3 rRNA genes are annotated in these 962 nt (G+C 43.1%); all 3 read right to left on the bottom strand.

From position 1 onward, the window contains the following. Positions 1-239: ribosomal RNA gene (locus L4C33_RS22455) — 16S ribosomal RNA — on the bottom strand; the annotation flags it as partial. Positions 240-615: 376 nt separating this feature from the next. After that, positions 616-731: ribosomal RNA gene (rrf, locus tag L4C33_RS22460) — 5S ribosomal RNA — on the bottom strand. A 103-nt stretch (positions 732-834) separates the two neighbouring features. After that, positions 835-962 (bottom strand): 23S ribosomal RNA (locus tag L4C33_RS22465); the annotation flags it as partial.

A 962-nucleotide genomic window follows, 5' to 3' on the forward strand; every position in this document is an offset into this window, starting at 1 on the left:
ATCCGGTAGCACAAGGCCCGAAGGTCCCCTGCTTTGCTCCATAGAGATTATGCGGYATTAGCCATCGTTTCCAATGGTTATCCCCCTCTACCGGGCAACTTCCTAGGCATTACTCACCCGTCCGCCGCTCGACGCCCAACAAATCATCCGAAGARTCAATGTTGTCGTTTCCGCTCGACTTGCATGTGTTAGGCCTGCCGCCAGCGTTCAATCTGAGCCATGATCAAACTCTTCAATTTAAGATTTTGTCGGCTCAATGAATACTGACTTCAAAACTAATATTTACCKAAGTAAACATGTAATTCTAAAGCTATTACCATTCCAACAGAATGGTAATGAATTGACTGTGCCAAATAACGATAAATCGTTAYTYGTATTGGTCACTCAGTTCATTGAAACCAAAGTCGATTTCCGARGAAATCTTTTTTGATATCATCAACGAGTGCCCACACAGATTGATAGGTTTAAATTGTTAAAGAGCTTTGCTTTCAGTGCCTTAGCACTTAAGCAGGACGCGTATAATACGCTTTCCACTTTGAAAGTCAACATAATATTCTAAGTAATCACTTAAAAAACTATGGTGACTCGTCTCTAYCGAGACAAGTCGAAATTAAAGCCTGGCGATGTCCTACTCTCACATGGGGAAACCCCACACTACCATCGGCGCTATTGTGTTTCACTTCTGAGTTCGGCATGGRRTCAGGTGGGTCCACAATGCTATGGTCGCCAAGCAAATTTTAAAATTCGGAAAACTGTATTTAAAAGTTMTRTCTCTTCAAACTCATTCAAGGTCTGATGTATCTTGAGTCCAATCCAAAACCCTTTGGGTGTTGTATGGTTAAGCCTCACGGGCAATTAGTACAGGTTAGCTCAATGCCTCGCAGCACTTACACACCCTGCCTATCAACGTCGTAGTCTACGACAACCCTTTAGGACGCTTAAAGCGTCAGGGAAAACTCATC

This window comes from Vibrio makurazakiensis, assembly GCF_050337375.1.
Lineage (GTDB): Bacteria > Pseudomonadota > Gammaproteobacteria > Enterobacterales > Vibrionaceae > Vibrio > Vibrio makurazakiensis.